This is a genomic window from Nakamurella flavida, assembly GCF_030811475.1.
GTDB lineage: Bacteria > Actinomycetota > Actinomycetes > Mycobacteriales > Nakamurellaceae > Nakamurella > Nakamurella flavida.
Genome location: NZ_JAUSQV010000001.1, coordinates 1,146,769 through 1,167,326, shown reverse-complemented (window position 1 = coordinate 1,167,326; position 20,558 = coordinate 1,146,769). Strand labels below are relative to the sequence as shown.

Below are 20,558 nucleotides of genomic sequence, written 5' to 3'. Positions count from 1 at the left end.
GTGCCCCGTTCTCAGCTCGCGTACGAGCGGAGCATCTCCGACCGGTCGCCCGTGCGGAGCTTGGCCATCGAGTCGCGCTCGATCTGCCGCACCCGCTCCCGGGAGATGCCGAACACGCGGCCGATCTCGTCCAGGGTGCGCGGGCGGCCGTCGTCCAGGCCGTAGCGCAGGCGCACCACGGTCTGCTCGCGGTCGTCCAGCGTGTGCAGGACGCGGTTGATGTCGGTGTGCATGAACCCGGCGACGACCGCGGCCTCGGCCGAGGTGGACTCCGCGTCCTCGATGAAGTCACCCAGGGGCGCTTCCTCGTCGCTGCCGACCGGCATGTCCAGGCTCACCGGGTCGCGGGCGTGGTCCAGCAGATCCGCGATCTTCTCCTCGGGGATGCCCGACTCCTCGGCCAGCTCGGCCATGGTGGCGTCCCGCCCGAGCTGCTGGTGCAGCTCGCGCTTGAGCCGCGACAGCTTGTTGACCTGCTCCACGAGGTGGACGGGCAGCCGGATCGTGCGGCCCTGATCGGCCATGCCGCGCGAGATCGCCTGCCGGATCCACCACGTGGCGTAGGTGGAGAACTTGAAACCCTTGGTGTAGTCGAACTTCTCGACCGCGCGGATCAGACCCAGGTTGCCCTCCTGGATGAGGTCCAGCAGCGGCATGCCGCGGCCGGTGTAGCGCTTGGCCAGCGAGACGACGAGGCGCAGGTTGGCCACCAACAGGTGGTTCCGTGCGCGGCTGCCGTCCCGGACGATCGCCTTGAGATCCAGGCGACGCTGGGCGGACAGGCGCTTGCCGACCTCGAGCTTGTGCGCGGCGAAGACGCCGGCCTCGATGCGCTTGGCCAGTTCGACCTCCTGCTCGGCGGTCAGCAGGGCGGTGCGGCCGATGCCGTTCAGGTAGACCCGGACGAGGTCGGCCGCGGGGCCCTGCGCGTCCAGATCCTCGGACTCACGCTCCAGAGCGGTGGCGGTGAGGGTCTGGCTCAGCGGATAGGCGGGGGAAGCGGTCATCGGGGGCTCCCTTCAGGTATGCGTGCCGCCCGGGATTCGCTCGGGCCGACATCTTTTCCAACAGTGCGACGTGCCATTTCGTTCCCGTCACCGGCGGAGTGCCCGGCCGGTCGATCACCGTGCAACGGTCCCGGACGACCCGGTCGGCATTCGTCAGCCGGGCGTCCGGAGATGGGTGACGGGAGGTCGACCACCTGCAGGTCTTACGGCGTAACCCCTCCGCCGTGGCGGCGCAGGGAGTGCGTCAGACGTACTACAGCCGGTGGGGGCACGCGGGATCTGTATTGATGATGGGAAGCCCATGGGAACGGGACCGCCGGGATCGGGTGACCATTTCCCGGCCGGGTCCGCATTTCCCCCGCCCGGCCCCGCCCGGGGCAGGGCGATCCCCCCGACCCCGGCGAGGGCCGGTGGTCAGTCCTCGTCCAGCAGGATCGTCATCGGCCCGTCGTTGACACTGCTGACCTGCATCATCGCGCCGAACACCCCGGTGGACACGGTCGCGCCCCGGCGGCGCAGCTCGGCCACGACCTCGTCGACCAGCGGCTCGGCGACCGGGCCGGGGGCGGCCTGCGCCCAGGCCGGGCGGCGGCCCTTGTCCGTCCGGCCGTAGAGGGTGAACTGGCTCACCACGAGGATCGGGGCGCCCGCGGCGGCCGCTGACGCCTCCCCGGGCAGGATGCGCAGCTCGTGGAGCTTCGTCGCGACCGAGCGGGCGACGGTGGGGGTGTCCGTGCCGGTGACGCCGACGAGCGCCAGCAGCCCCGGGGCGGCCAGCTCGGCCACCACCTGGCCGTCCACGGACACCGACGCGGACAGGACCCGGGTGAGGACGACGCGCATGCGGTGATGCTGTCATCCCCGCACGGCGGTCCCACCCGCCCCCGGCGCTCAGGCCGGGAGGGAGTCCACCGGGTGCAGCAGACCGCGCAGCACACCGACCCGGACGGCGGGCAGCACGGCCCCGGCCAGGGCCGCGACGTCCAGTCCGTGCGCCGCGGCCAGCACCTGCAGCTGGAGGGCCAGCGGGACCGTTCCCGTGCACCCGCCGAGCAGGGCCTCGCCCCACTCGTCCACCTGCAGGGTCGCCCCGGGCCCGCCCGGCCGGCGGAGCAACCGCAGCACCGGCTGCCAGCCGGCGTTGCCGGGGATCGACCGGTGCTCGAGCATCGTCCCGGGGGACACCGAGAACGCCGTGCCCAGCAGGTCGGCGTCACCGGCCCGGTCCAGCCACCGGCGGCGGGCCAGGAAGGCGTCCGCCTCCGGTCCGGTCACCGCCTCACCGGCCCCGGTGATCTCGTCCAGGGTCACCAGGGGGGTCGCGGAGTCGTTGCGCTGCAGGGTGATCAGCCCCATGCCGATCCCGGTGACCCGCTCGGCGGCGAACCAGTCGAGCCAGGCGGTGGCGACCGCCTCGGCCTGGCCACCGCGTTCGCCGGCGTCCTTGAGCCACAGGCTGACGTACTCGGCCGGATCGGCCAGCTCCCGCTGCACGACCCAGGCGTCCAGCCCGCTGCCCGTCACCCAGTCACCGACCCGCTCCCGCCAGTCGCCGTCGTCCCGGACGATCCAGTTGGCCAGCAGCTGGGCGGTGCCACCCGGGTTCAGGTGATCGGCCATGGCGCCGACCAGGGTGGCGCCCAGACCGTCGCCGGCCACCCCGGAGTCGCGGTAGACGTAGTCCTGCCGCCCGTCGCCGACCACGAACGGCGGGTTCGACACGATCAGGTCGAACCGCTCACCGGCCACCGGCTCGAACAGCGAGCCCCGGCGCAGATCCCAGTGCTGTCCGTTGATCCGGGCGGTGGCCCCGGCCAGGGCGAGCGCCCGCCGGCTGACGTCGGTGGCGGTGATCGAGCCCGCGTGCGACGCGGTGTGCAAAGCCTGGATGCCGCACCCGGTGCCCAGGTCCAGGGCCCGGCCCACCGGTCGCCGGATCACCGCGCGGGCCAGGCTGACCGACGCCGAGCCGATGCCCAGCACGTGCTCCCGCCGCACCGGCCCGGGGCGGGTGTCGGAGTCCAGGTCGGAGACCACCAGGAACTCGGCGTCCTCGTCCGCGTGCGGCCGGATGTCCAGGCCGGCCCGGAACCCGTCGGCATCGGGCTCCAGCACGCCCTGGGCGACCAGGGCGGCCAGGTCGGCCGACGGGAGCGTCGCCCGCACCGCCGACTCCGGCTCGGTCGTCCCCAGCAGGAACAGGCGGACCGCGGTGGCCAGCGGGGGGCCGTCGCGGGTGGCGCGCAGGGCCGGGAACGGCTCGCCGCGGCCCAGCGCCGCATGGGCTCCCGCGCCGAGCAGCTCCGGGACGCCGTCGGAGTCGAACCCGGCGGCCCGCAGATCGGCGCCGACCCGGTCGACGACGTCCGGGTCGGACAGCGGCTGGTCGGACAGGTCGAGGGTGGGCTGTGGTGATGCGGGCACGGTGCTCCTGGGGTCTCGCGACTGGATCGGCGGGGCGCCGGACGGACCGGCTGTGCCCCGGGCGAGTCAACCACCCGGGTGCCGTCGTCGACGGCGTGTGCCACCCTTCGGCCCATGAGCGACCACGCCCTGACGATCACCGGCGACCCGCGGGCCGACGCCCTGCTGTCCACGGATCCGAACGCCCTGCTCATCGGCATGGTCCTCGACCAGCAGATCACCATGGAGAAGGCCTTCGCCGGGCCGGCCGTGATCGCGGAGCGGATGGGGGGCACCTTCGACGTGGCGGCCGTCGCGGCCGCCGACCCGGACGAGTTCGCCGCCCTGTGCGCGCAGCGCCCGGCGGTCCACCGCTTCCCCGGTTCGATGGCGGCGCGGGTCCAGGCCGTCTGCCGGGTGCTGGTCGACACCTACGACGGCGATGCCGCCCGGATCTGGGCCGATGCCGGGACGGGGGCCGAGATCCGGGAACGGATCGCCCTGCTGCCCGGGTTCGGCGCGCAGAAGGCGGCCATCTTCACCGCCCTGCTCGGGAAGCAGTACGGCGTCACCCCGGACGGCTGGCGGGAGGCCGCCGGCGCGTACGGCGAGGACGGCTGCTTCCGGTCGGTGGCCGACGTCGTCGACGACGAATCGCTGGGCCGCGTCCGGGCCAGCAAGAAGGCGGCCAAGGCAGCCGCGAAGGCCGAGCAGGGCGGCTGAACCGGATGCACCTGCACAGGTGATGTTCCTCGCGGCCCGGGGCACTCCGCGACCGCTCGTGGCGACATGCTGCGGCGTAGCGTGGAACTCATCGGCCGTTGCAGGTCAGGACGGTCCGATGACAGCGATGCGGCCCGTTCGGGCTCGCACCGACACCAGTACGAAGAACGCAGAAGCGGGGGTCCGGCAGGAATGTCGACCGCAGCGCAGGACGATCGTTCCACCTCCGGCCCGGAGCAGGGTGCCGATGGCCCCTACCGGTCCGACGACGGCAGCTTCGTCTACGAGACGTCGCACTCGTCGAAGCAGGCCCGCAAGCTCCGGATGAGCGCGGCCGAGCGGCGCGCCGAGACCACGGTGATCACCGAGGTCGAGGCGTCCTACGACGAGCAGCTCGCGCGCCGCCGCAAGCGCTACCTGCTCACCATGTCGTTGCGTGTGCCGCTGCTGGTCATCGCGGCCATGCTTTACCAGACCCCGTGGCTGGCCGTGCTGGTCATCGCCGTGTCCATCCCGCTGCCCTGGTGCGCGGTGCTCATCGCCAACGACCGGGCGCCCCGCAAGCGGCACCCGGCACCCGCGCCGGTCGCCACCGTCGATCCGGAGCGCGGTCTGGCCGGACAGCGCAAGCAGCTCAGCTCGGCCATCGTCGTCGACGGCACCACCGGGGACACCGCCAACCGCTGAGCGCGCACGTGTCCCACGCACGAAGGGCCGACCCCGTGGGGTCGGCCCTTCTGCTGTCTCCGGGGCAGGGCGGGGTGTTCCGGGGGCGATCAGGGGCGGCGCGGGCGGGCGCCGACGTGCTGGGCCGCCGCGGTGCCGGCGGCCACTCCCGCCGTCAGGGATTCCCGGGCGCTGCCCCCGCGCAGCCGGGTGGACAGCAGTCCGGCGTTGAACGCATCGCCCGCCCCGGTGGAGTCCGAGTCGTGGCTGCGCGGTGCGGCCACGCTGATCCGTTCGTCCGGGGACAGCCAGGACGCCCCGTCCCGGCCGTGCGTCACCACCACCGTGCCGACCGCGGCCAGCGCCGCGTCCGCACCACCGAGGGCGGCGAGCTCGGAGTCGTTGGGCAGCAGCAGGTCCACCCCACGGATCCAGTCCAGGAACACCGCCCCGCCCAGATCGGCGATGTGCACCGAGGCCTGCGGATCGACCGACGTTGTCCATCCGGCCGCCCGGGCCCGGTCCAGGGCGGCCAGACCGGCGGCCCGGGACCCGTCGTCGAGCAGGACGTAGCCGGAGACGTGCAGATGTCCCGGAGCGGCCAGGACGGGCAGATCGACGTCGTCGACGCAGAAGGCGGAGTTGGCGCCGCGGTCGGCGAACATGGTCCGGTCGCCGTCGGGGGTCACGATGACCACGACGCAGCAGGTGGGCAGCTCCGGATCGCGGGCGAAGCGACAGTCCACCCCCATCGCGGAGAGTTCGGTGGTCGCCGTCCGGCCCGCCTCGTCGTCGCCGACCCGGGCGATCAGCGAGACGTCCAGATCGTGGTCGGCGAGCCACGCGGCGGTGTTGCCGCCGGCGCCGCCGGGGACCGAGGTGATCCGGGCACGGGTGTCCTGGCCGACGGCGACCGGGCCGCCCAGGACGGCGAGCACGTCGAGCCCCACGTCGCCGACCACGGTGACGTGGGGCCGGGTCGCGGTCACGGGGTGGCGCGGGGCGTGGCCGCCAGCTCGACGGCGACCTGACCGGCCAGCCCCGCATTGGCCGACACCAGCTCGATGTTGGCCCGCAGGCTCTCGCCGCCGGTGTGGTGGTGGAAGAACTCCAGCAGGGCCGGGGTGACGTCCTTGCCGACGACGCCCCGGGACCGCAGCAGCTCCATGCCCTGCGCCAGGGTCGCGTCGTGCAGGGTCGGATCGAGCTGGCGGTCCACCGGGAGCGGCTGGGCCAGCACCACACCGGCGGAGGCCACCCCCAGCTCCTGCTGGGCCCGCAGGATCGCGGCGACCTCGCCCGGCTGCTCCACCCGCCACGGCACGCCCTGACCGGAGTCGGCCAGGTAGAAGCCGGGGAACGCGTCCGTGCGGTAGCCGAGCACGGCCACCGACTGCGTCTCCAGGTACTCCAGCGTGTTCGGCACGTCCAGGATCGACTTCACCCCGGCGCAGACCACGACGATCGGGGTGCGGGCCAGCACGCCCAGATCGGCGGAGATGTCGAAGGCCGCTCCGGAGCCCACCGGGAACACCCGGTGCACCCCGCCCAGGCCGCCGGTGGCGAAGACCTCCACGCCGACCCGGTGGGCCAGCGCCGCCGTCGAGGCGACGGTGGTCGCGCCGGACAGGCCGAGTCCGGCGGCGGGGCCGAGATCCCGGACGGAGAGCTTGCGGAGGGCGCCGTCGGCCGGCGGGGTGCACAGCCGGTCGAGCCGGTCGGCGTCCAGGCCGATGTGGGCCACCCCGTCGAACACCGCGATGGTGGCGGGGACGGCGCCCGCGGCCCGGACCGTGGCCTCCAGCTCGTCGGCGACCCGACGGTTGTCCCCCTCCGGCAGCCCGTGCGCCAACAGGGTGGACTCCAGGGCGACGACGCCCCGGCCGGTGGCCAGCGCCTCGGCGACCTCGGGATGGACGTGCAGGGCGGGGCTCACGGGTGACGACTCCTGGGGTGAGGGCGGTGCGGGACGGCGGGCCGGTGATCGCGGTGGGTGCGGCGGATGTGTGGGGGCCGACCGGCTCGGGCCGGGTCGGCGATCGCGTCGCGATGGCATCATGAACGACGGATCGGGCGCCAGTCGTCCGCATCCCGGAGACCCTGCACACACGTGGACCGCGGCGTGCGGGCCCGACAGCACACCGGACTCGACCCGAGCCGGGGCAGCACAGCCGAGGGAGAAGCCATGACCAGCACCGAGGTGCTCGAGAAGCCGGACACGCAGACCACCGACCGGACCGGCGACGACACCCCGAAGATGTTCCACTACGTCGACAAGGCGCAGATGGCCGAGTCCGCGGTGATGGGCACGCACGTGACCGCGCTGTGCGGCGAGAAGTTCCCGGTCACCCGGTCGCCCAAGCCGGACTCCCCGGTGTGCCCGGACTGCAAGAAGATCTACCAGTCGCTGCCCCAGGGCGACTGACCCCGGGCCGGCCCCGGCTCAGGCCTGGGCCGGCTCGACGGGCTGGTACTTCTGCCAGCGCTTGAGCTCCCGCCGGGAACGCCGCGGCGGGTAGAACTCGAGCAGGGCGTTGTTGAACTGCGCGCCGATGACGATGGCCATGCACGCGAAGTAGTAGAAGAGCAGGAACGTGATCGGGGTGGCCAGCGCTCCGTAGGTCAGCCCGTGCGAGTACACGTACGACAGGTAGAGCCGCAGTCCGAAGCTGGCCACCAGGAAGACCGCCGCGGCCAGGAACGCCCCCGGCAGCCCCCGCTTCCAGGCGTGCCGATGCTTCGGCGCGACCTTGTACAGCGTGGTCAGCAGCAGGATCATGCTGATCGCCAGGACCGGGTAGTACGAGATGTTGACGATCGAGGCCACGTTGTCCCGCCAGTCCTGGGGGAACAGCCGGGGCAGGTACTCCGGGCCGATCGCGACGAGCGGCAGGAGCAGGATCCCGGCGAACAGCGCGACGAGGTAGAGGCCGAGGGCGAAGAACCGCTCCACCACCGGGTGCCGCACCTCGTGCTGCCCGTAGGCGATGGTGATCGACTCCACGAACGCCGACATGGCCGAGGATCCGGCCCACAGGCTGATGACCAGACCGACCGAGACGACATCGCTGCGACCGTTGTCCAGGATGGTGTTGACCGTGTCGCCGACCAGGTTGTCGGCGACCTCCCGGTCGAAGATCTGGTTCAGGAACACGAAGATCTGGTCGCGGACCTGGTCGATCGTCCCGGCCGGGAACCAGTGCAGCACGTACCCGACCAGGCCGAGCAGGGCCAGCAGCAAGGGCGCGGTGGACAGGGCGCACCAGAACGCGGCCTGCGAGCTCATCCCGAAGAGCGAGTCCCCCCAGGCCTTGCTCAGGGTGCGCCCGGCGACCTTGCGCCACCGGTGCTTGACCGGTCCGTGCAGGGTGGGGACCGGGCCGGTGCCGTTGCGGTGCCACGGCAGGGTGAAGTCGTCACCGGGGTCGAGCGGTTCGCGATCGGTGCCCATGCCGGGCCGGCGGGTCAGCAGTTCGGGGCGTCGACCGCGGGCGGGTGCGGCCTGGTCGCCGGGGACGGGCCATTCCCCGTCGCGTGGGGGGCTGACGGGCGTACCGCCCGCCCGTCCCCAGTCCGGGGAGTACGCGTCGCCATCCGTCGACCCGTCCGTCGACGGCACGGCCGGATCGAGGGTGGGTCGGGTGCCGACGGCCGTTGGCTGGGCGTCGGGCTCATCGGCAGAACGAGTCACGACCACGAGCATGCCCGCTGGGAGCTCCGACGGGAACGCGACACCACCGCCGCCGCCACAATGTGATCCACCCTTTGCGTTCCCCCTGTGCGATCCATCCGGCGATCCACCCGACGATCCATCCGGTGCGCCGGACGGCGCGGACGGTCGGGTGCGCGGCGACACGCGGGTGACCGGTGTCCCACTGGTCCGGGGACGCCGGCCGGCTGCCCGGACGGGCCGTCGCAGGTCGGGACGGGCGCTGCCCGCCGCCTCCCGGCAGAGGCGGCCGCAGGACGCGCCGACCGCGCCCGCACGCCTCCGGGGACGGGCCGCGCGGGCCGGTAGGGTCGGGCGTCGAGGCCCTCGAGACGCCCTGCCGGACATCGTCCGCGGCGGGTGTGGCGAGGGTCTTCGTGCGGTCTTACGTCAGGCGAGGGGGATTGCGGCACATGGCATCAGGGGGGTCCGCCGTCCGGTCTTCCGCGCATCCGCTGCGCAGCATCGGCATCGACGAGTCCCGTCTGCGGCCCTGGCAGCTGGTCGCCCTGGAGGCCTACGACGCGGCGCACGCCCCGGCCGATCCGCCCGCCGCCGTCGAGCTGCCGGGCGGTCGGTCGATCCCCGCCCCGCCCCGCCGCGACTTCCTCGTCACCGCCACCCCCGGTGCGGGCAAGACCACCTTCGCCCTCGCGGTGGCGGCGCGGCTGCTGCAGCGGCGCACCGTGGACCGGGTGGTGGTGGTCTGCCCGACCGATCACCTGCGCACCCAGTGGGCCGACGCCGCCGGCGGTATCGGCCTCGTCCTGGACCCGGGCATGACCAACGCCCAGGGTCCGGTGCCCGACGGCGCGCACGGCTACGTCACCACCTACGCCCAGGTCGCCGGGCGTCCGGCGATCCACGCGGCCCGGTGCCGCACCCGGCGGACGCTGGTCATCCTGGACGAGATCCACCACGCCGGCGACGGGCTCTCCTGGGGCGAGGCGACCGCCGAGGCGTTCGACGAGGTGCACCGCCGGCTCAGCCTGACCGGCACCCCGTTCCGGACCCGGCCGGGGGAGCGGATCCCGTTCGTCGGCTACCGCACCGACGGCGACATGCTGCGTTCGCTGGCCGACTTCACCTACGGCTACCGGCAGGCCCTGGCCGACCGGGTGGTGCGACCGGTGGTCTTCGCCGCCTACACGGGCGTGTCCCGGTGGCGGAACAGTGCCGGTGAGGTGATCGCGGCCTCGCTCACCGACTCGGGCACCAAGGCCGTGGAGGCCGCGGCCTGGAAGACGGCCCTGGACCCGACCGGCGGCTGGGTCCCGCACGTCATCGCGGCCATGGACGAGCGGATCACCCACCTGCGCGAGCACGGCATGCCCGACGCGGCCGGATTGATCCTGGCCAGCGACCAGGACGCCGCCCGCGCCTACGCCACCGTGGTCCGGCGGATCACCGGGACCAAGCCGGTGCTGATCCTGTCCGACGACCCGGCCGCCTCCAAGCGCATCGAGTCGTTCCGCACCTCCACCGCCCGCATCGTGGTGTGCGTCCGAATGATCTCCGAGGGTGTGGACATCCCGCGGGCCGCCTGCCTGGCCTGGCTGACCAGCTACCGCACCCCGCTGTTCTTCGCCCAGGCCGTCGGTCGCGTGGTGCGGGCCCGGGGCGAACACGAGTCGGCCACCGTCTTCCTGCCCGCCGTGCGGCCGCTGCTGGCGCTGGCCGCGGAGCTCGAGCAGGACCGCGACTTCGTCATGATGCCGCCGCCCAAGGCCGACGAGGACCCGGACGGCGAGCTGGTCGACCCGTTGGACATGCCCGAGCAGGGTGAGACCGAACGGATCCGCGACATCGTCGAGGGCCTGGAGTCCCAGGCGGAGTTCGCCCATCTGCTGCACTCCGGCCGCGCCGTGACCGCGACCCCGGAGCCGACCGGGGCGGGTCCGTCGGGCATCGGGTACGGGGTGGCCGTGCACACCGGGGCGGCCGCCCCGGTCACCGAGCAGGACGAGGCCTACCTCGGACTGCCCGGGCTGCTCACCCCGGAGCAGACGGCGGCCCTGCTGGCCCGCCGCGACGGTGATCTGCGCAAACGGGTGGACGCCGCGGCCCGGGAGCACGCGCTCGGCGGGCCGGACGAGCCGCACGAGCACGACGACGAGGTGGCCGGCTGGCGGGCCGCGTCCGCGTTGCGGCGGGAGGTCAACCAGCTGGTGTCCAGGGTGGCCGCCCGGACCGGCAGCCCGCACGCCTCCGTGCACGCCCAGCTGCGCCGCTCGGTGCCGGGTCCGGCTTCCGCCGCGGCCGGGCCGGATCTGCTCGAACGCCGGCGGGACCACCTGCTCGGGCTGCTCTGAGCCGGCCATCTCATCGTGATGTTCCCCGGGTCGTCGTCCGGGGGTGTGCCTGCCGGTGTCAGCCGGTGGCCAGCGCCTTCACCGAACCGAACAGACCGAGCACCCCGCAGGCCAGGAACAGGTACCACCCGGCCTGGGCCCCGGTGAACATCCCCGCGGCGCTGATGCCGAACAGGGTGGTCGACCGCAGGACGAGCAGACACCCGGCGATCAGGCCGACGACGGCCACCAGCAGCGCCCCGGTCCCCATCGGGCGATGGTCCATCGGCGTCAGCAGCAGCAGACCCAGCAGCACGAGCGCACCGCCGCCGACCCCGACGGCGAGCACCGCGTAGGAGGCGGCGGTCTGGGTGAGCCCGGGGTCGGGGAGGTTCCGCAGGCTCTGGAAGAGCTCGTAGCCCGTGCCGGTGCCGAGCCCCGTTCCCACCTGCGGCCAGGTCGCGGTGCGCCAGGGCGCCACCAGCTGGAGGATGCCGGCGAACCCGGCCAGCAGCAGCAGGGCCGCACCGACGGGATCGGCGCGGGGGGCCATGACGGCGGTGGGGATGTATGGACGCCCGCTCGCGGCGATCGGCATCCCGGGACGGCTCACGGTGGACCCCCTCCGGGCGCACGCCCACCCCGGACGGGTGGGTCCGCCGACCCGCGACCACGGGGCGACCGCCCGATCATGCCGTACCGCGCCTGCGGGAGGCGGGAGAAACCATCAGGGGCGGCCCGCCGTGGCGGACCGCCCCTGATGGCGGGCCGGCGCAGGGCGCCGGCGGTATCGGTCGGTGATCGGTGCGATCAGCTCTCGGAGTGGTGCAGCTGAGCGGCGAGCTCCTCGAGGCGCGCCTGGTGGGCGCGGGCGTGGTGGCCGCAGAAGAGCAGCTCCCCGCCGGTCGGCAGCACGGCGCGCACCTGCGCGGCCGCTCCGCAGCGATCGCACCGGTCCGCCGCGGTCAGCACGGGCTGGGCCAAAGTTCCTGTCATGACATCTCCCATCGTCGGTCACCGCCGCAGCGGTGGCACGGCCTGCGCTCGAGTCCTGCGGCGACTTCCGAGGTGTTCAACGACCGCATCGCGCTCGTTCTTCCCCAGTAGCCGTCAAGACCGTGGTTTCCCCGATGTCGGGGACTTCCGGCCGGGAATTCGTCGCCACCGGCCGTGAGGACCGGTGGAGGTGGAGGAACGGGACTTCTTCATCGTGCCACCTGTTCCGGTGCGCACCGGGTGAATTCACCAGCAGCGAACAGCCGTGGCGCGGCGCGGAGCACGGCCGGCCCCGGGAGGTGAGCGTGTTCACAACGGTTCGACGACGAGGGGGTTTCGGGCAGGTCACGGGCCTGTGACGGCCGTCCCGGACGGGGTCGGCGGGTGGGCCCCGGGGTCGGCGGGCCCGGGCCGGGAATGCGCCAGGGGCCAACGTCACGACAACACCGGGTCGCTACTCTGCTCCCGTGTCAGAACCCAGGTACCCCGCCATCGTGCCGTCCGACGTCGACAGCGTCGACACGTTCACCACCGAGTTCCTCAAGCGCCTGCAGTTCGGGCAGGGCGTGGTGCTCGCCCGGGCGACCACCAACGACCTGTACTTCGCGCTGGCCCGGACGGTGCGCCAGCAGCTGATGTCGCGCTGGCTGGAGACGCTGAACGTGCAGCGCAAGGCGAAGGCCAAGGCGGTGGTGTACCTGTCCGCCGAGTACCTGCTCGGCCGCCAGTTGGACAACAACCTGCTCGCCTCCGGTCTGACCGAGATCGCCGAGCAGTCCATGGAGCGGCTCGGTATCGACATCACGACCCTGCGCGAGGCCGAACTGGAGCCGGGCCTGGGCAACGGCGGCCTGGGCCGTCTCGCCGCCTGCTTCATCGACTCCCTGGCCACCATGCAGATCCCGGCCGTCGGCTACGGCATCCGGTACGAGTACGGCATCTTCCGGCAGACCTTCGTGGACGGCGTCCAGGTCGAGCAGCCCGATTCCTGGCTCACCAACGGCTCCCCGTGGGAGTTCCCGCACCCCGAGATGGGGGTCAAGGTCCGGTTCGCAGGCCACACCGAGACCGAGCACCGCGACGACGGCTCGGTGGCCACGACGTGGGTGCACGGCTGGGAGGTCATCGGGATCCCCTACAACTACATGGTTCCCGGGTATCGCACAGAGAACGTGAACGCGTTGCGCCTGTGGAGCGCGCGGGCCACCCAGGCCTTCGACCTCCAGGTCTTCAACAGCGGCGACTACCTGCAGGCCGTGCGGGCGCAGGCATTCGCGGAGAACATCAGCAAGGTGCTGTACCCGGAGGACTCCACGCCCCAGGGCAAGGAGCTCCGCCTGCAGCAGCAGTACTTCTTCGTCGCCTGTTCGCTGCGCGACTACCTGGACAACGTGCTGCCGGCCGACTTCGACCTGCGCCGGCTGCCCGAGCGGGTGGTCTTCCAGCTCAACGACACCCACCCGGTCATCGCCATCCCCGAGCTCATCCGCATCCTGGTCGACGAGCGCGGGATCGCCTGGGACGTCGCGCTGGACATCGCCCGCCAGGTCTTCAACTACACCTGCCACACCCTGCTGCCCGAGGCGCTCGAGGTCTGGTCGGTGGAGCTGCTCGGCCGGCTGCTGCCGCGACACCTGGAGATCATCTACCGGCTCAACGACGAGTTCCTGGCCGATCTGCGCGAGGCCTACCCGGGCGACGAGCTGCGGGTGCGGCGGATGTCGATCATCCAGGAGCACCCGGAGCGCGCCGTCCGGATGGCGTACCTGGCCACCGTCGTCGGCACCAAGGTCAACGGCGTGGCCGAGCTGCACAGCCAGCTGCTCCGCGACAAGGTGCTGACCGACTTCTCCGCCCACTGGCCGGAGAAGTTCACCAACGTCACCAACGGCGTCACCCCCCGCCGGTTCGTCCGGCTGGCCAACCCGGGGCTCTCGGGCCTGATCACCGAGACCATCGGCGAGGGCTGGCTCAAGGACCTCGCGGAGCTTCAGCAGCTGGAGCCCTACGCCGACGACGCGTCGTTCCTCGAGCGTTTCGCCGCGATCAAGTCGGCCAACAAGTCGCGGCTGTCCGAGCTCGTCGAACGCCGCCAGGGCATCGTGCTCCCGCAGGCCGCGCTGTACGACGTCATGGTCAAGCGGCTGCACGAGTACAAGCGTCAGACGCTCAAGCTGCTCCACGTCATCACCCTGTACCAGCGCATCCAGGAGAACCCCGACCTGGACATCGTCCCGCGCGTGGTGCTCTTCGGGGCCAAGGCGGCGCCCGGCTACCGCATCGCCAAGGACACCATCGCGCTGATCAACGCGGTGGCCACGACCATCGACGCGGACCCCGCGGTGAAGGGTCGGCTGAAGGTGGCGTTCCCGGCCAACTACAACGTCTCGCTGGCCGAGATCCTTATCCCCGCCGCCGATCTCAGCGAGCAGATCTCGCTGGCCGGAAAGGAGGCCTCGGGCACCGGGAACATGAAGCTCGCCCTGAACGGTGCGCTGACCATCGGCACGCTGGACGGCGCCAACGTCGAGATCCTCGAGCAGGTCGGCGCGGAGAACTTCTTCCTGTTCGGGCTGACCGAGCCGGAGGCGCAGGCGATCCAGACGGCCGGCTACCAGCCGCACGAGCACTACGCGTCCAGCCCCGGGCTGCGCAAGGCGCTCGACGCGGTGGCGAGCGGGGAGTTCTCCGGCGGCGACACCGAGGCCTTCGCGCCGCTGGTGGACTCGCTGCTCTACCAGGACCGGTTCCTGGCCCTGGCCGACTACGACGCGTACGTCGCCGCGCAGGACGAGGTCGAGGTCGCCTACCGGGACACGAAGGCGTGGACCCGCAGCGCCGTCCTCAACACCGCCCGGTCGGGGTACTTCTCCTCCGACCGGTCCATCCAGGACTACCTGGACCGGATCTGGCACGCCAAGCCGGTGCCGGTCGCCGGTCCGACCGGCTGAGACCGCGTCGCCGACCGCGAGGGTTAACGGTCGGCGACGCGGCCTCGGGCAGGGCCCCCCTAGGGGCGCCCCTGTATGCGGATCAGGCCGGGGCGTCCTGGAGCGCGAAGATGCGGATGCGGCGCTCGATGATGTCGGTCATCTCCTCGCGGCCCCGGCGCAGCGCGTCCGCGGGGTCCACCGCCATCAGGTCGGCGGCCATCGCCTCGCGCTGGCCCGCGGCGAAGGCCAGGTGGGAGTCCATGCCCTGGTTGATCTTGCGGACGCCGCGCCGGACGGCCTCGACCTTTTCGTCGTCGGAGACGCCCCACGACTCGGGCACCCCGCCGCCGGCGGCGTTGATCCGGCTGCGCAGCGACCCGGGCAGCGACGACGATCCGTGCAGCACCAGGTAGGTCTGCGGCAGCAGCTCGTGGATGCGGCTGATCAGGTCCTGTCGGAGCACGTGGCCCACCGGCTCCTGGGCGAACTTGTACGCGCCGTGCGAGGTGCCGACCGCGACGGCGAGCGCGTCGACGCCGGTGGTCTGCACGAACTCCACGGCCTGGTCGGGGTCGGCCAGGATGATCTCCTTGACCTTGTCGGCCCCCTCGTGCCCGCCGATGGTGCCGAGCTCACCCTCCACCGAGACCCCGGCGGCGTGCGCGAATGCGGTGACCTCGCTGGTCAGTGCCACGTTCTCGGCGAACGTGGCGGGGGTCGACCGGTCCGCGCCCAGGCTGCCGTCGATCATCACCGAGGTGAAACCGGCGTCGACCGCGCGCCGGCAGGTCAGCGCGTCCGGGCCGTGGTCCAGGTGCAGGGCCACGTCCACGTCGGGATAGGCCTCCACGGTGCGCCGCAGCAGCGCCCAGTACAGGTCCTCGTTCAGGTAGGGCGAGACGCCGGCGAGCGTCTGCACGATGACCGACGCCTTCGCCCGGGAGGCGGCCTCCAGGACGGCCTCGGCCTGCAGCACGTCGGACACGTTGAAGGCGCCGACCGCGTGACCGGAGGCATCGGCGTCGGACAGGACGGCGGCCATACTGCGCAGAGCCATGACAAACCTTTCGTCGGGGTACTCCGGCCGCCGGGCTCGATGCCCGGCGGACGGGGGATCAGGGTGGGCCGAGCGGGGCCAGGGTGGCCGGGGCGGCGGCCTGCACCGCACGCAGCGCCGGGGACAGCAGCGCGTACTGGCGGCGTCGGCCGGCGTGCCAGTCGGCCACGGCCGGGTCGGGGTCGATGATCTCCTGCGGGTGCACCAGGGCGGCCGCCTGTGCCAGGTCGGACCACACGCCGGTGCCGGCCCCGGCCACCATGGCGGCGCCGCGGGCCGTGGTGTGCCCGGCCACCGGCTGCAGCGGGACGCCCGCGGCGTCGGCGCGGGCCTGCACGGCGCGGCGGCTGCGGATGCCGCCCCCGGTGACCCGGATGGTGTCCCGCGGGGCGTGACCGTGCTGGTGCAGCGCGGCCAGGTTGATGACCATCTCGTGCCCGGACGCCTCGATCAGGGCGAGAACCAGGTCGGCGCTGGTGGTGTCGTGCGTCAGGCCCAGGAAGGCGCCGCGGGAACCGGCGTCGTTCTCCACCGTTCCGGAGCCGAGGAAATGCGCCAGGGCCAGCACCGGTGACGGTTCGGCGGGGAGTCGCTCCATCACCGCGCTCAGCGTGGTCGTCGGGTCGGTGCCGTTCAGGCCGGCCAGCCACAGCAGGTTCGACCCGCCCGCCGGGACGCCGGCCAGGGTCACCCAGGTGTCGCCGTCGTCGGACGGGTAGGCGGAGATGTTGGACTCGATCAGCCCGTCCGGCCGCCCCCGGGTCAGGCTGGTCAGGCACTCGGTGGTGCCCAGCGACAGCCCGGACCGGTGCGGGGCGACCAGGCCCGAGCCCCACAGGGCGCACGTCTGGTCGTGCGCGCCGGCCACCGCCTGCACCGAGCCGGTCAGCCCCAGTCCGGCGGCCACCGCGGACGGCAGCGTCCCCAACGGGGTGCCGACCGGAACGGGCGTGGGCAGCAGGGCCGGGTCGACGTCCACCGCGGCCAGGATGTCGGTGTCCCACCGGCGCGCGTCGACGGCGAAGGCCTGGGTGCGGGCGGCGAGGGTGTAGTCGACGGCGGGCTCGATCCCCCAGTGGTGCAGCAGGGAGCCGGCCATGTCGGTGATCCGGGTCAGCTGCGGCCACCACGGTGCGTGCTCGCGCCACCAGGCCAGACTCCACACCCCGAACATGGGGTGGACCGGGGCGCCGGTCCGGGCCCGCAGCTCGTCGGCGGGCATGGCCTGCAGGAAACGGGCGAGCTGGTCGGTGCCGCGGCGGTCCGACCCCAGGGGGGTGACGGCCAGCGGATCGGCCGACCCGCGCCCCCAGGGCACCAGGGCCTCGCCCAGGGTGGCGATGGCCAGCGCGGTGATCCGGTCGCCGCCGACCCGGGCGGCGACGGCCCGGACGGCCCCGTCGACGGCGGCGTGCACGTGGCGGGCGTCGAGCTCGACGATGCCGGGCCGCGGGTGGGACTCCGCGTAGTGCCCGGTGGCCCCGGCGATCTCGACCAGGTCCGTGTCGTAGGCGACGACCCGGCACCCGCTGGTGCCCAGATCGATGCCCAGGACGCTCACCGCAGCTGCCCCCTCGTCGGTACCCCGGTGGTCGGGCCGGACTCCGCGGAGGGCGGGATCGACGGCGACGGCCACGGAAACGTTTCCGCAGTTTACGGTCGTCGTCCGGGTCGGTCAATCGCCGGGCCGGGGTGATGGGTACGAGACCGGTTACGGTAGGGCCAATCTGCCTGCCAATCCTCGCGGGCGGCCAGGAAACGTTTGTCCGGGTGACGGTGCGGGAGGTGCGATGGCCACGATCAAGGACGTCGCCCAGCGGGCCGGCGTCGCCATCTCCACCGTCTCCCGCATCCTCAACGGTGACCCGCGCGCGCGGCCCGAGACGGTGCAGCGGGTGCGGGCGGCCGCCGCCGATCTCGGGTACGCGCCCAGTGCGCTGGGCCGCGGTCTGCGCACCCGGTCGCAGTCGGTCTGGGCACTGGTCGTCGCCGACATCGAGAACCCGCTCTTCACCGGGGCCACCCGGGGGGTCGAGGACGTGGCCAGCGCCGCCGGCTACTCGGTGCTGCTCGGCAATTCCGACGAGGACGCCGTCAAGGAGCAGGAGTACCTCCGCGTCGCGGGGCGGATGCGGGTGGCCGGGATGGTCCTCACCCCGACCTCGCCCCGGGTGGACGTGACCGCTCTGCGCGACTCGGGCATCCCGGTCGTCTGCATGGACCGCCCCCTCGGTGGGCGCCCACCGGCCACCGACGTCGTGCTGGTCGACACCCGGACGGCGGCCCACCAGGCCGTCACCCGGCTCGTCGCCGAGGGTGCCCGTCGGGTGGGGTGCGTGACCGGTGCCCGACGGACCTTCACCACCACCGAACGGGTGGCCGGATACACCGAGGCCCTCGTCGACGCCGGTCTGCCCGTCGACCCGGACCTGGTGCGCTACACCGACTTCCGGGTGGACTCGGCCCGGGACGCGACCGCCCGCCTGCTGCGCGAGGGAGTGGACGCGCTGGTGGTCACCAGCAGCCTGATGACCGTCGGTGCCCTCGGCGCCGTGGCGGAGGCGGGCCGTCGGATCGGGCCGGGCCTCCGCCTGGCCACCTTCGACGACGCCCCGTGGACCTCACTGCTCTCCCCGGACATCGTGCTGGTCTCCCAACCCGCGTACGAGCTGGGGGCCGAGGCCGGCCGGATGCTGCTGTCCCGCATCGCGGACGCCGACCAGCCCGTGCGCAGCGTCACCCTCACCGCGACGGTGGGGAGCCGGACCCGGTCCACCGTCCGCTGACCGCCCCGTCTCCAGCGGCGGCACGGGCGCCCCGGGTGGGTGACAATCGCCGGGTGGACGTCCTGGCCAGTCGCATCCTGCTCCGCCCCGCCGACCGTGCTCGGTCCCAGGCGTTCTACCGGGACGTGCTGGGGCTGGCCGTCTCCCGGGAGTTCGGTCCGCCCGACGCCCCGGGCCTGGTCTTCCACGCCGGCACCGGATTCATCGAGGTGTCCGGGTCGGGCGAGCCGGGCCGCGCCGGGGGTTCGACGATCTGGCTGCAGGTGCGGGACGTGCGCGCCGAGCACGAACGACTGGCCGCGGCCGGGGTGCAGGTGCTCCGGGCGCCCGTTCAGGAGCCGTGGGGGCTGATCGAGATGTGGATCGCCGACCCGGACGGCAACCGGCTGGTGATCGTCGAGATCCCGCCCGACCACCCGATCCGGCGGGACGTCCGGCCGCCGACCGGGCTCGGCGGCTGACTCCCGTCCGCGGCCGGTGGGGCGGTCTCAGGACGGGTGGACCGGGCTGAGCCGGGACCGCAGCTCCATCAGGTGCCGCGCGTGGGTGTCCAGGCGGATGTCCTCGGCGGTGCTCGGTGCCCACCGGGGCGTCGGGGTGGGGCGGCCGTCGGTGTCCAGGGCCACGAAGACGGTGAGGCAGTGGGTGGTCAGCCGCCGTTTGGTCTCCCGCGGATCGCCCGACCGCACGTGCACCGAGATGTGCATGCTGCTCCGGCCGGTGTAGATCAGCCGGGCGGTGACCTGCACCAGATCGCCGATGAGGATCGGGGCGTAGAACCGGATCCCGCCCGAGTACGCGGCGATGGCCTTCCCGCCCGTCCACCCGGCAGCGCAGACGTACGCGGCCTCGTCGATCCAGCGCATCACCGTGCCGCCGTGCGTCTTGCCGCCCCAGTTGACGTCGGACGGGGCGGCCAGGAACTGCAGTGTCGCGGTGGCGGCGGTGCTGTCCCCGGTGTACGTCTGCTCCTTCATGGCCGCCTCGATGTCCCGCCGCAGCGCGATCTTGTCGGCGGCCGCGGCGTCCCGGGCCCGGTCGTCGGGGGTCGCCGGCACCCACGGCGGGACCTCGCGGGGGCGGCCGCCGTCGCCCACCGCGACGAAGATGACGGTGCAGGAGGTGGCGGGGGAGTACCGCCCGTCCAACGGATCGGCCGAGGCCACCGTCACCTCGATGTGCATGCTGGACCGGCCGGTGTGCACCAGGACGGCGCGGGCCTCGACCAGTTCGCCGGAGGAGATGGGCCGCGAGAAGTTCACGTTGCCGACGTACGCGGTGACGCAGTACCCGCCGCTCCAGCCGACCGCACAGGCGTACGCGGCCTTGTCGATCCACTCCAGCACCCGGCCGCCGGCCACCGCCGAGCCGCCGAGGAACGCGACGTCCGTCGGGGCGGCGAGGAACCGCAGCGTGATGGCTCTGGCGCCGGTGCCCATGGTCCGTCCTCCGCATCCCGCCGTACCCGTCGCATCCCGGCTCCGGGGGAGCCGGCGCCGGCGGACGGACCGTCATTGGACCGCATCCCGCCCCGACCCGGCACCCCGGGGCGTGACCCGCCCGAGGTGTGACATCGGCGGTCATGTTCTACGTGTGGTAGAACCCGAACGCGGTGTGTGACAGGATGCCGGTATGGCGGGACGGGGCGAACTGGAGCGGGCGGTCATCGACGCCCTCTGGAACGCCGACGGCCCGATGACCGCGCGAGCGGTCGCCGATGCCCTGCCGGGCCGTGAGCTGGCAGTCACCACCGTGCTCACCGTGCTCTCCCGGCTGGAGACCAAGGGCGTGGTGCGCCGGACCCGGGACGGGCGGGCGCACAGCTACGAGGCCGTCGCCACCCGCGAGGAGCACACCGCCTCGTTGATGCACGAGGCCCTGGACACCGCCGGTGACCGCGACGCCGCCCTGGCCCGCTTCGTCGGGCAGGTCTCCGCGGAGGACCTGGACGCCCTCCGGCGCGCCCTCGACGGTCGCTGAGCTCGGC

General features: G+C 73.1%; 19 protein-coding genes. 8 read left to right on the top strand and 11 right to left on the bottom strand.

What is annotated here, in order from left to right:
* Positions 1 to 11: 11 nt before the first annotated feature.
* The 3 genes from J2S58_RS05220 to J2S58_RS05210 form a co-directional block, all read right to left on the bottom strand.
* Positions 12 to 1,007, bottom strand: a complete 996-nt coding sequence (locus J2S58_RS05220; protein WP_240189120.1) for a sigma-70 family RNA polymerase sigma factor — start codon at positions 1,005 to 1,007, stop codon at positions 12 to 14.
* Positions 1,008 to 1,421: 414 nt separating this feature from the next.
* The gene (gene dtd, locus J2S58_RS05215) at positions 1,422 to 1,850 is read right to left on the bottom strand and encodes a D-aminoacyl-tRNA deacylase (RefSeq protein ID WP_205257574.1); all 429 of its coding nucleotides are present in this window, start codon (positions 1,848 to 1,850) and stop codon (positions 1,422 to 1,424) included.
* Between the two features lie 48 nt (positions 1,851 to 1,898).
* Positions 1,899 to 3,431, bottom strand: coding sequence for a class I SAM-dependent methyltransferase (locus tag J2S58_RS05210; RefSeq protein ID WP_306826467.1), 1,533 nt, complete (start codon positions 3,429 to 3,431; stop codon positions 1,899 to 1,901).
* A 114-nt stretch (positions 3,432 to 3,545) separates the two neighbouring features.
* On the opposite strand from J2S58_RS05210, the gene J2S58_RS05205 reads away from it, so the two are divergent.
* Entirely contained in the window at positions 3,546 to 4,133 is a 588-nt protein-coding gene (locus J2S58_RS05205; RefSeq protein WP_205257573.1) for an HhH-GPD-type base excision DNA repair protein, read from the top strand.
* A gap of 192 nt (positions 4,134 to 4,325) precedes the next feature.
* A complete protein-coding gene (locus J2S58_RS05200; protein ID WP_205257572.1) occupies positions 4,326 to 4,820 on the top strand; it encodes a DUF3099 domain-containing protein in 495 nt (164 codons plus the stop codon).
* 89 nt (positions 4,821 to 4,909) lie between these two features.
* Here the strand turns inward: J2S58_RS05200 and J2S58_RS05195 are convergent, their stop codons facing one another.
* Both J2S58_RS05195 and J2S58_RS05190 read right to left on the bottom strand, forming a co-directional pair.
* Complete coding sequence (locus tag J2S58_RS05195; RefSeq protein WP_205257571.1) at positions 4,910 to 5,788, bottom strand: carbohydrate kinase family protein; 879 nt, start codon at positions 5,786 to 5,788, stop codon at positions 4,910 to 4,912.
* Positions 5,785 to 6,735 (bottom strand): pseudouridine-5'-phosphate glycosidase, encoded by a 951-nt coding sequence (locus J2S58_RS05190; RefSeq protein WP_306826465.1) that lies wholly within the window; start codon positions 6,733 to 6,735, stop codon positions 5,785 to 5,787. The genes J2S58_RS05195 and J2S58_RS05190 overlap by 4 nt, the downstream gene beginning before the upstream one ends.
* Positions 6,736 to 6,984: 249 nt before the next feature.
* Between J2S58_RS05190 and J2S58_RS05185 the strand changes: the two genes are divergently transcribed.
* On the top strand, positions 6,985 to 7,224 hold the full coding sequence (locus J2S58_RS05185; protein WP_205257570.1) for a DUF3039 domain-containing protein: 240 nt from the start codon (positions 6,985 to 6,987) through the stop codon (positions 7,222 to 7,224).
* A gap of 18 nt (positions 7,225 to 7,242) precedes the next feature.
* Here the strand turns inward: J2S58_RS05185 and J2S58_RS05180 are convergent, their stop codons facing one another.
* Positions 7,243 to 8,490, bottom strand: a complete 1,248-nt coding sequence (locus J2S58_RS05180) for a YihY/virulence factor BrkB family protein (RefSeq protein WP_306826462.1) — start codon at positions 8,488 to 8,490, stop codon at positions 7,243 to 7,245.
* Between the two features lie 431 nt (positions 8,491 to 8,921).
* Here J2S58_RS05180 and J2S58_RS05175 point away from each other — a divergent pair, with 431 nt between their 5' ends.
* Entirely contained in the window at positions 8,922 to 10,820 is a 1,899-nt protein-coding gene (locus J2S58_RS05175; protein WP_205257569.1) for a DEAD/DEAH box helicase, read from the top strand.
* Positions 10,821 to 10,878: 58 nt separating this feature from the next.
* Here J2S58_RS05175 and J2S58_RS05170 read toward each other — a convergent pair whose 3' ends face one another.
* Positions 10,879 to 11,412, bottom strand: coding sequence for a hypothetical protein (locus tag J2S58_RS05170; protein ID WP_205257568.1), 534 nt, complete (start codon positions 11,410 to 11,412; stop codon positions 10,879 to 10,881).
* A 197-nt stretch (positions 11,413 to 11,609) separates the two neighbouring features.
* Positions 11,610 to 11,795, bottom strand: a complete 186-nt coding sequence (locus J2S58_RS05165) for a DUF7455 domain-containing protein (protein WP_205257567.1) — start codon at positions 11,793 to 11,795, stop codon at positions 11,610 to 11,612.
* Positions 11,796 to 12,262: 467 nt separating this feature from the next.
* Between J2S58_RS05165 and J2S58_RS05160 the strand changes: the two genes are divergently transcribed.
* Entirely contained in the window at positions 12,263 to 14,746 is a 2,484-nt protein-coding gene (locus J2S58_RS05160; protein ID WP_306826458.1) for a glycogen/starch/alpha-glucan phosphorylase, read from the top strand.
* A gap of 82 nt (positions 14,747 to 14,828) precedes the next feature.
* Here the strand turns inward: J2S58_RS05160 and J2S58_RS05155 are convergent, their stop codons facing one another.
* Both J2S58_RS05155 and J2S58_RS05150 read right to left on the bottom strand, forming a co-directional pair.
* Positions 14,829 to 15,785, bottom strand: a complete 957-nt coding sequence (locus J2S58_RS05155) for a ketose-bisphosphate aldolase (RefSeq protein ID WP_205257566.1) — start codon at positions 15,783 to 15,785, stop codon at positions 14,829 to 14,831.
* A 58-nt stretch (positions 15,786 to 15,843) separates the two neighbouring features.
* Positions 15,844 to 17,421 carry an FGGY-family carbohydrate kinase gene (locus J2S58_RS05150; RefSeq protein WP_205257565.1) on the bottom strand — a complete coding sequence of 526 codons (1,578 nt, stop codon included), beginning with the start codon at positions 17,419 to 17,421 and terminating at the stop codon, positions 15,844 to 15,846.
* A gap of 154 nt (positions 17,422 to 17,575) precedes the next feature.
* On the opposite strand from J2S58_RS05150, the gene J2S58_RS05145 reads away from it, so the two are divergent.
* The gene (locus J2S58_RS05145; RefSeq protein ID WP_205257564.1) at positions 17,576 to 18,571 is read left to right on the top strand and encodes a LacI family DNA-binding transcriptional regulator; all 996 of its coding nucleotides are present in this window, start codon (positions 17,576 to 17,578) and stop codon (positions 18,569 to 18,571) included.
* A 53-nt stretch (positions 18,572 to 18,624) separates the two neighbouring features.
* Complete coding sequence (locus J2S58_RS05140; protein ID WP_205257563.1) at positions 18,625 to 19,032, top strand: VOC family protein; 408 nt, start codon at positions 18,625 to 18,627, stop codon at positions 19,030 to 19,032.
* 27 nt (positions 19,033 to 19,059) lie between these two features.
* On the opposite strand, the gene J2S58_RS05135 is transcribed toward J2S58_RS05140, so the two are convergent.
* Entirely contained in the window at positions 19,060 to 20,010 is a 951-nt protein-coding gene (locus J2S58_RS05135) for an acyl-CoA thioesterase (protein WP_205257562.1), read from the bottom strand.
* A 193-nt stretch (positions 20,011 to 20,203) separates the two neighbouring features.
* Here J2S58_RS05135 and J2S58_RS05130 point away from each other — a divergent pair, with 193 nt between their 5' ends.
* Complete coding sequence (locus J2S58_RS05130; protein WP_205257561.1) at positions 20,204 to 20,551, top strand: BlaI/MecI/CopY family transcriptional regulator; 348 nt, start codon at positions 20,204 to 20,206, stop codon at positions 20,549 to 20,551.
* The last annotated feature ends 7 nt before the right edge of the window (positions 20,552 to 20,558 follow it).

What these genes read in the sequence shown, in the direction of transcription:
- J2S58_RS05220 (WP_240189120.1), bottom strand. Translation starts at nt 1,007, where the DNA reads ATGACCGCTTCCCCCGCCTATCCGCTGAGCCAGACCCTCACCGCCACC.
- dtd (WP_205257574.1), bottom strand. Translation starts at nt 1,850, where the DNA reads ATGCGCGTCGTCCTCACCCGGGTCCTGTCCGCGTCGGTGTCCGTGGAC.
- J2S58_RS05205 (WP_205257573.1), top strand. Translation starts at nt 3,546, where the DNA reads ATGAGCGACCACGCCCTGACGATCACCGGCGACCCGCGGGCCGACGCC.
- J2S58_RS05200 (WP_205257572.1), top strand. Translation starts at nt 4,326, where the DNA reads ATGTCGACCGCAGCGCAGGACGATCGTTCCACCTCCGGCCCGGAGCAG.
- J2S58_RS05185 (WP_205257570.1), top strand. Translation starts at nt 6,985, where the DNA reads ATGACCAGCACCGAGGTGCTCGAGAAGCCGGACACGCAGACCACCGAC.
- J2S58_RS05175 (WP_205257569.1), top strand. Translation starts at nt 8,922, where the DNA reads ATGGCATCAGGGGGGTCCGCCGTCCGGTCTTCCGCGCATCCGCTGCGC.
- J2S58_RS05165 (WP_205257567.1), bottom strand. Translation starts at nt 11,795, where the DNA reads ATGACAGGAACTTTGGCCCAGCCCGTGCTGACCGCGGCGGACCGGTGC.
- J2S58_RS05155 (WP_205257566.1), bottom strand. Translation starts at nt 15,785, where the DNA reads ATGGCTCTGCGCAGTATGGCCGCCGTCCTGTCCGACGCCGATGCCTCC.
- J2S58_RS05145 (WP_205257564.1), top strand. Translation starts at nt 17,576, where the DNA reads ATGGCCACGATCAAGGACGTCGCCCAGCGGGCCGGCGTCGCCATCTCC.
- J2S58_RS05135 (WP_205257562.1), bottom strand. Translation starts at nt 20,010, where the DNA reads ATGGGCACCGGCGCCAGAGCCATCACGCTGCGGTTCCTCGCCGCCCCG.
- J2S58_RS05130 (WP_205257561.1), top strand. Translation starts at nt 20,204, where the DNA reads ATGGCGGGACGGGGCGAACTGGAGCGGGCGGTCATCGACGCCCTCTGG.